At 75.3% G+C, this 7,258-nt stretch carries 7 protein-coding genes; 2 read left to right on the top strand and 5 right to left on the bottom strand.

Annotated elements, in window-relative coordinates:
- Both KJS59_RS29970 and lpdA read right to left on the bottom strand, forming a co-directional pair.
- Nucleotides 1-737 (bottom strand): biotin/lipoyl-containing protein (locus KJS59_RS29970; protein WP_283775934.1); only part of this gene is annotated, 737 nt, incomplete at its 3' end.
- A gap of 30 nt (nt 738-767) precedes the next feature.
- Entirely contained in the window at nt 768-2,156 is a 1,389-nt protein-coding gene (gene lpdA / locus KJS59_RS29965) for a dihydrolipoyl dehydrogenase (RefSeq protein ID WP_213457257.1), read from the bottom strand.
- Nucleotides 2,157-2,332: 176 nt separating this feature from the next.
- Between lpdA and KJS59_RS29960 the strand changes: the two genes are divergently transcribed.
- Complete coding sequence (locus KJS59_RS29960; RefSeq protein WP_213457255.1) at nt 2,333-2,656, top strand: hypothetical protein; 324 nt, start codon at nt 2,333-2,335, stop codon at nt 2,654-2,656.
- A gap of 22 nt (nt 2,657-2,678) precedes the next feature.
- Here the strand turns inward: KJS59_RS29960 and KJS59_RS29955 are convergent, their stop codons facing one another.
- On the bottom strand, nt 2,679-4,262 hold the full coding sequence (locus tag KJS59_RS29955) for a leucyl aminopeptidase (RefSeq protein WP_213457253.1): 1,584 nt from the start codon (nt 4,260-4,262) through the stop codon (nt 2,679-2,681).
- Nucleotides 4,263-4,398: 136 nt separating this feature from the next.
- On the opposite strand from KJS59_RS29955, the gene gcvT reads away from it, so the two are divergent.
- Nucleotides 4,399-5,526, top strand: a complete 1,128-nt coding sequence (gcvT, locus tag KJS59_RS29950) for a glycine cleavage system aminomethyltransferase GcvT (protein ID WP_249715146.1) — start codon at nt 4,399-4,401, stop codon at nt 5,524-5,526.
- A 149-nt stretch (nt 5,527-5,675) separates the two neighbouring features.
- Here the strand turns inward: gcvT and KJS59_RS29945 are convergent, their stop codons facing one another.
- On the bottom strand, nt 5,676-6,968 hold the full coding sequence (locus tag KJS59_RS29945; protein WP_213457249.1) for a DUF2314 domain-containing protein: 1,293 nt from the start codon (nt 6,966-6,968) through the stop codon (nt 5,676-5,678).
- 58 nt (nt 6,969-7,026) lie between these two features.
- The coding region (locus tag KJS59_RS29940) for an adenosylcobinamide-GDP ribazoletransferase (protein WP_213457247.1) at nt 7,027-7,258 on the bottom strand (232 nt) is incomplete at its 5' end.

Genomic DNA, 7,258 nt, shown 5'->3' with positions numbered 1-7,258 from the left:
GGGGCCGGCGGTGCCGCGGCCGGCGCGGCCTGTTCGGCGGCGGGCGGCGGGGTCGCGGGGGACTCGCCCGGCACGTTCCGCTCCGCCGGCTGGGTCCGCTCGACCTGCGCCTGCGTCGGCGCGCCGGCCGCCGAGCCGATCACGGCCAGGTCGGCGCCGACCGGCACGGTGTCGTCCTCGTTGGCCTTGATCTCCAGCAGGGTGCCGGCGGCGGGCGCGGGGATCTCCGTGTCGACCTTGTCGGTGGAGACCTCCAGCAGCGGCTCGTCCGCCTCGACGGCGTCGCCGACCTGCTTGAGCCAGCGGGTGACCGTGCCCTCGGTGACGCTCTCGCCGAGCGCCGGCATCCGCACGACCACACCCTCCGCGGCCGGGCCGCCGGCCGGGGGCGCCGCCGGTGCGGGCTGCTCGGCGCCGACCGGCGTCTCGGTGGACGGGACCTCCGCCGGCTCCGGCGCCTCCTGCTGGGGCTGCGCCGCGGGGGCGGCGGCGCCGTCCCCGTCACCGTCGATGACCGCGAGTTCGCTGCCGACCTCGGCGGTCTCGTCCTCGCCCACCACGATCCGGCTCAGCACGCCGGCGGCGGGCGCGGGGATCTCCGTGTCGACCTTGTCGGTGGACACCTCGAGCAACGGCTCGTCGACCTCGACCCGGTCGCCCTCCCGCTTCAGCCAGCGGGTAACGGTGCCCTCGGTGACGCTCTCACCGAGCCGCGGCATGGTGACCGATACCGGCATCTCTTACGACTCCTTAGTGGAAGGTGGTGCTCACGCGTGCGCGTGCAGCGGCTTGCCGGCCAGTGCCAGGTGGGCCTCGCCGAGCGCCTCGTTCTGGGTGGGGTGGGCGTGGACGAGTTGCGCCACGTCCGCCGGGTACGCCTCCCAGTTGAAGATCAACTGGGCCTCCCCGATCAGCTCGCCGACCCGGGCGCCAACCATGTGCACGCCGACCACCGGGCCGTCCTTGAGGCCGACCAGCTTGACGAAGCCCTGCGTCTTGAGGATCTGGCTGCGGCCGTTGCCGCCGAGGTTGTAGTTGTACGTGTGCACCTTGTCGGCGCCGTACTTCTGGGCGGCCTTCTCCTCGGTGAGGCCGACCGAGGCGACCTCCGGGTCGGAGTAGGTGACCCGGGGGATGCCGGCCTCGTCGATCGGGGCCGGGCGCCGCCCGGCGATCTCCTCGGCCACGAAGATGCCCTGCTGGAACCCGCGGTGCGCGAGTTGGAGGCCGGGCACGATGTCGCCGACGGCGTACACGTTCGGCAGGTTGGTGCGCAGCCGCTCGTCGGTCAGCACGAACCCGCGCTCCATCCGCAGACCCTGCTCCTCGTACCCGATGCCGGCGGTCGCCGGGCCGCGGCCGACCGCGACCAGCAGAACCTCGGCCTCGACCGGCTCGCCGCCGGCGATGGTCGCCCGCACCCCGCCCTCGGTGCGCTCCACCTTCTCGAACGGCTTGCCGACCTTGAAGGCGATGCCGCGCTTGCGAAACGCCCGCTCGACCGCCTTGGAGCAGTCCGCGTCCTCCGCGGCGACCAGCCGGGGCAGCGCCTCGATGATGGTCACCTCGCTGCCGAACGAGCGCCAGGCGCTGGCGAACTCGACGCCGATCACGCCGCCGCCGAGCACGATCGCGGAGCTGGGCACCCGGTCCAGGTTCAGGGCGTGCTCGCTGGTGATGATCCGCTCGCCGTCGACCTCCAGGCCGGGCAGGCTGCGCGAGTACGAGCCGGTGGCCAGGACCAGGTTGCGGCCGGTGTAGCGGGTACCGTCCACCTCGACCGTGTTCGGGCCGACCAGCCGGCCGGTGCCCTGCACGTAGCTGACCTTCGCGCTCTTGACCAGGCCCTGCAGGCCCTTGTAGAGGCGGTCGACGACGCCGTCCTTGTAGCTGTTCACGCCCGCCATGTCGACGCCGATCAGCTCGGCCTTGACCCCGAACTGGGCGGCCTCGCGGGTCTGGTCCGCGATCTCACCGGCGTGCAGCAGGGCCTTGGTCGGGATGCAGCCGCGGTGCAGGCAGGTGCCGCCGAGCTTGTCCTTCTCGATCAGCGCCACCGACAGGTCCAGTTGGGCGGCGCGCAGCGCGGCCGCGTAGCCGCCGCTGCCCCCGCCGAGGATCACCAGGTCGAAGGTCCCGCCGTTGGGCTCGCTCACAGTAGGTCTCCCGGATCGCGTCGGTGCGGTGCCGGCACGCGGTGCGAGAACACGCGGGCCGCCCCGGCCATCTTGTCACTTGTGAATAGGGGCCGGCACGCGAGGTGCCCAAGGACACGGATATTCGACGTACCCTTTTCCGCATCCGCGTGCACGGCATAAGGGGGAGAGGGCCGGTGGCCTGGTTCAGACGGCGCAGACAGAGCGTACCGGCCGGCCGCGACCGGTACGCGAATCGTGCCGACATCGAGCACCTCGAGGAGTTTGTCCGGTCCCGCCGGGGCGTCGAGGCGTTCATCGAGCCGCGTACCACCGTCACCGACACCACCGTGCTGCTCGTCGCCCACGACGGCGAGTGGACCCGCCGCCGGATCGACGGGCCCGAGGGGGCCCGCCGATTCGCCCACCGGCTCGCGATCCCCATCTACGACATCGCCCTGATGGGGTACCCGAAGCGCATGCGCGACTACAACGAGCGACGGAAGCGGGCCACGGGTTAGGCCGCGGCCCGGCCCGACCGGCTCAGGCCCCCTCGGCGGCGATGTCGTCGATCACCTGGAGCAGGGTGCGCATCGGTACCCCGGTGCCACCCTTGGCCAGGTAACCGGTCGGCTCGCCCGAGTGGTACGCCGGCCCGGCCACGTCGATGTGCGCCCAGGGCGCGTCCGGCAGCACGAACTCGCGCAGGAACGCCGCGCCCTGGATCATGTGCCCGGCCCGGTCCATCCCGGCCGCCACCTGGAGCACGTCGGCGATGTCCGAGTCCATGCCCTTGCGCACGTCCTCCGGGATCGGCATCGGCCAGCCCGGCTCGCCGACCGCGTCGCCGGCCGCCCGGACCCGCTCGCACAGCCGCTCCTCGCCCATCACGCCGGCGACCCGCTTGCCCAGCGCCACGAGCTGGCCGCCGGTCAGCGTCGAGGTCTCCAGCAGGTAGTCGTACCCGTCCGCGGCGGCGTCGCAGATCGCGTCGCCGAGCAGCATCCGGCCCTCGGCGTCGGTGTTGAGCACCTCGACCCGCTTGCCGTTGCGCATCGTCACCACGTCGCCGGGCCGGTACGAGCTGCCGGAAAGCATGTTCTCCGCCATCGGCAGGTAGGCGGTCACCGCCACCGGCGGGCGCAGCCGCGCCACGGCCAGCATCGTGGCCGCCACCGCCGCCGCGCCGGCCATGTCCGACTTCATCTCCCACATGCCCTGCGCCGGCTTGACGGACACGCCGCCGCTGTCGAACGTGATCCCCTTGCCGACCAGGGCGATCCGGGGTGCGTCGGGGACGTCCGGGATGTAGGTCAGGCGCACCAGCCGGGGCGCCGCGGACGAGCCGAGGCCGACCGCGAGGATGCCGCCGTACCCGCCGGCGCGCAGCGCCGCCTCGTCCAGCACCTCGACGGCGAGCCCGGCCGCACCGGCCACCGCGGCGACCGCCTCGGCGAAGTCCGGCGGCCGCAGGTGGTTCGGTGCCGCGTTCACCCAGTCCCGGGCCTGCGCCACGGCCGCGGTGACGATGGCGGCGCGGTCCAGTTCGGCGCGGGCGGCGGCGTCGGCGGCGTCCGGCACGTGCACGGCGACCGACCCGACCGCGTCCTTCCGGTTCGGCTGCGGCTTCGTCTTGTACCCGGCGAACCGGTACGCGCCGAGCAGCGCACCCTCGGCGACCGCCCGCAGCGCGGTGGCGGACGCGGGCGCGTCGGCGTCGTCCGGGACCACCGGCAGCGCCAGCGCGACGCGGCGGCAGCCGGCGAGGGCGCGCACCGCGGCGGCGGTGGCCCGGCGCAGGGTCTCCGCGGCCGGGCCGGCACCGGCCGGCTCGGGGCCCAGCCCGACGGCGACGACCAGCGGCGCGGTCAGCGCGCCCAGCGTGGCCAGCTTCACCACCTCGCCGGCGGCGCCGGTCGAGCCGAGCAGGGCCAGCGTGCCGGTGAGCCGGCCGTCGAAGGCGGCGGCGACGCTCTCCGCACCCGAGCCGAGCAGCAGCCCGCCGGCCGGGCCGTCGTCGCCCTCCGCGCCCTCCTCGGCGGCGTGCACGCCGATCACCAGGGCGTCCACCTCCAGCTCGGCGGGGTCGGTGTCGACCAGGGTGAGGTTGGTGGCGGCAGAGGTCACGCGGCGGCTCCGGGGCTGGCGGGCCGGCCGCGACGCCGCGCGGCCAGGCGAATGGTCATCGGCCCGGCGCTGCGGCCGGGCCTGGGGTTTCTCGCCGATGCTAACCAGGCCACCAGCGACAGGTAAGTTGCCACCCATGACGAACGCCATTCAGCCAGGTAACGAGGCGCTTCGCCGCTCGCCGCTGCACGACCGGCACGCCGCCCTGGGCGCCAAGTTCGCGCCGTTCGGCGGGTGGGAGATGCCGCTGGAGTACGCCGGCGGCGGCGTGCTGAAGGAGCACGCGGCGGTGCGCGAGGCGGCCGGCGTGTTCGACGTGTCGCACCTGGGCAAGGCGCGGGTGACCGGGCCCGCCGCGGCGGCCTTCGTCAACGCCTGCCTCACCAACGACCTGGACCGGATCGGCACCGGCCAGGCCCAGTACACGCTCTGCTGCGACGAGGTCACCGGCGGCGTGGTGGACGACATCATCGCGTACCGGTTCGCCGACGACCACGTGTTCCTGGTGCCGAACGCGGCGAACACCGCCGAGGTGGTGCGGCGGCTGTCCACGGCGGCACCGGCCGGGCTCACCGTCACGAACGAGCACGACGCGTACGCGGTGCTGGCCGTGCAGGGCCCCCGCTCGGCGGAGGTGCTGGCCGCGATGGAGCTGCCTACCGGGTCCGCGTACATGAGCTTCACCGAGGCCACCCTGGGCGAGGCCGGGCTGACCGTGTGCCGCACCGGCTACACCGGCGAGCACGGGTACGAGCTGGTGGTACCGGCGGCCGAGGCCGGCCGGCTGTGGGACGCCCTGCTCGAGGCGGGCGCGGCGGCCGGCATCCGGCCGTGCGGCCTGGCCGCCCGGGACACGCTGCGCACCGAGATGGGGTACGCCCTGCACGGGCAGGACCTGAGCCCCGAGATCACCCCGGTGCAGGCGCGGGTCGGCTGGGCGGTCGGCTGGTCCAAGCCGGCGTTCTGGGGCCGGGAGGCGCTGGTCGCGGAGCGGGCGGCCGGGCCGGTGCGCACGCTGCTCGGCCTGGAGGCGGTGGACCGGGCGATCCCGCGCCCGCACATGCTCGTCTACTCCGGCGCCGACCCGATCGGCGAGGTCACCAGCGGCACGTTCTCGCCCAGCCGCCGGCTCGGCATCGGGCTCGCGCTGCTGGACACCGCCACCGGCCTCGGCCCGGGGGACACCGTGGAGCTCGACGTGCGCGGCCGGCGCGCCACCATGCGGGTGGTCCGCCCGCCGTTCATCATCCCGCAGGTCAAGTGAGCCGAGCGGGCCTCGGGCGCCTTGATCGGGTGGCCGCCGGGCGCCTTGATCGGGTGGCCGCCGGGCGCCTTGATCGGGTGGCCGCCGGGCCGCCGCCGGGCCGCCGCCGGGCCGCCGCCGGGCCGCCGCCGGGTGGCTGATCGGGCGGCTCAGCCGCCGGTGACCGCCTCGTTAGTCCAGCCGCCCTCGACGATGCCCCGCCCGTCGATCCAGACCGCCCAGTCCACGATCTCGGCGGCGTCGACCACCACCGGCCGGCCCACCCGGACCCCGGGGTCGGTGTCGGCGTCGTTGGCGCTCGCGCCCAGCACCCGGGTCGGGTCCGACCACGAGGTGACGTAGGCCCACACGTACTCGTGGCCGTCGCCGCCGGCCGGCAGCCCGTACTTGACCAACAGGTGCGCGCCGCGGGGCAACTCGTCGGAGAGGAACCGGTCGCGCGCCTTCGCCAGCCCCTCCCGGGCGGTGGCGATCGCCGTGGCCAGCGCGTCGGTGGGGCGGGCGTACCGCACGTCCCGCTCGGTGGCGCCGAACAGCGACGCGCAGACCGCCGCGAAGAACTCCCCGGCCGAGCCGGTGTGCCCGCCCGGCGGGGTGAGCGTGAGGAACGAGTCGGCGTCCGGGTCGGTGGCCGGGTCCACGGTGAGCCGGACGGTGGCGGCGCCGGTCGCCTCGGCGCCCGCGTCGGCGTTGGCCGGGTCGGCGTAGGCCACCGCCACGTCGTGCCCGGTGACCGTGACCAGATCGGGCACCTCCACGAACGCGGGCGTCTCCGGCTCGTCCAGCCGGTCGCCCCAGGTGCGCAGCAGGCGCCGGGCCACCCCGGTCAGCGTGGCGCCCCAGGCGCGGGCGAACTGCGGCGGCACCCCGACGGTCTGCAACTCCAGCAGGCCGAACCGGCCCATCCCCTTGGTGGTGAACCACAGCCCGGTATCCGCCGTCGAGTACGGGACCAGCAGCCAGTCCACCAGCCGGAACCGGCCCTCCGAGTCGGGCAGCGACCGGGTCGCCGCCGCGACGCTGAGCACCTGCGGCGCGAACACGTCGATGACCACCGAGTCCAGCAGGTGCGCCAGCGCGGTGGCGGTGGCCCGCGCGGCCCACTCGTGCGCCGGCGGCCAGCCAGGGCGGAACCCGGCGGTCACCTCGACGAAGTGGGTCGCGGACCGGATCGTGGCGAGCTGGTCGTCGGTCGCCCCGAACGCGGCCAGCAGCTCCAGCGGTACCGCCGGCAGGTCGTCGGCCGGGCGGGTCTGCACGCTCATCAGCGGGCCGGCGAGCATCTGGAGCGCCAGATCCCGGACCGGGCCGGCGAGCAGCCCGTCGACGATGCGCCCGGCGGCGCCGGCCGGCTCGTCCGGCGGGGTGGCGGTCGGCACCAGGTAGGTGGCGGTGAGGACCTCCGGGACGGACAGGATCAGGGCCTCATCAGCGTCCGACATTCCCGCTCCCGTCCGGTCGTTCGTGGGTGCCCGTGCGGCACGCTACCCCGCGCACGGGTCAGTCCCCGAGCGAGAGCCCGGCAAACGCCACGGTCGCCGCGACCTCCACGGCCGCGCCGAGCACGTCCCCGGTGACCCCGCCGAGCCGGCGCACCGCGTGCGCGACCAGCAGCAGCGCGGCGGCGAGCCCGGCGGCCACGGCGGCCGGGCCCTGCCACGGGCGGCCCGGCACGGCGGCGGTCGCCAGCGCCGCGACGAGCAGCGCCGCCCCGGCCGGCACCGGCCACGGC

The organism is Rhizomonospora bruguierae (genome assembly GCF_018397995.1).
Lineage (GTDB): Bacteria > Actinomycetota > Actinomycetes > Mycobacteriales > Micromonosporaceae > Rhizomonospora > Rhizomonospora bruguierae.
Note: the sequence above shows the minus strand (reverse complement) of the source record. Positions and strands in the feature narration are given on the sequence as shown.

What these genes read in the sequence shown, in the direction of transcription:
- gcvT (WP_249715146.1), top strand. Translation starts at nt 4,399, where the DNA reads ATGACGAACGCCATTCAGCCAGGTAACGAGGCGCTTCGCCGCTCGCCG.
- KJS59_RS29945 (WP_213457249.1), bottom strand. Translation starts at nt 6,968, where the DNA reads ATGTCGGACGCTGATGAGGCCCTGATCCTGTCCGTCCCGGAGGTCCTC.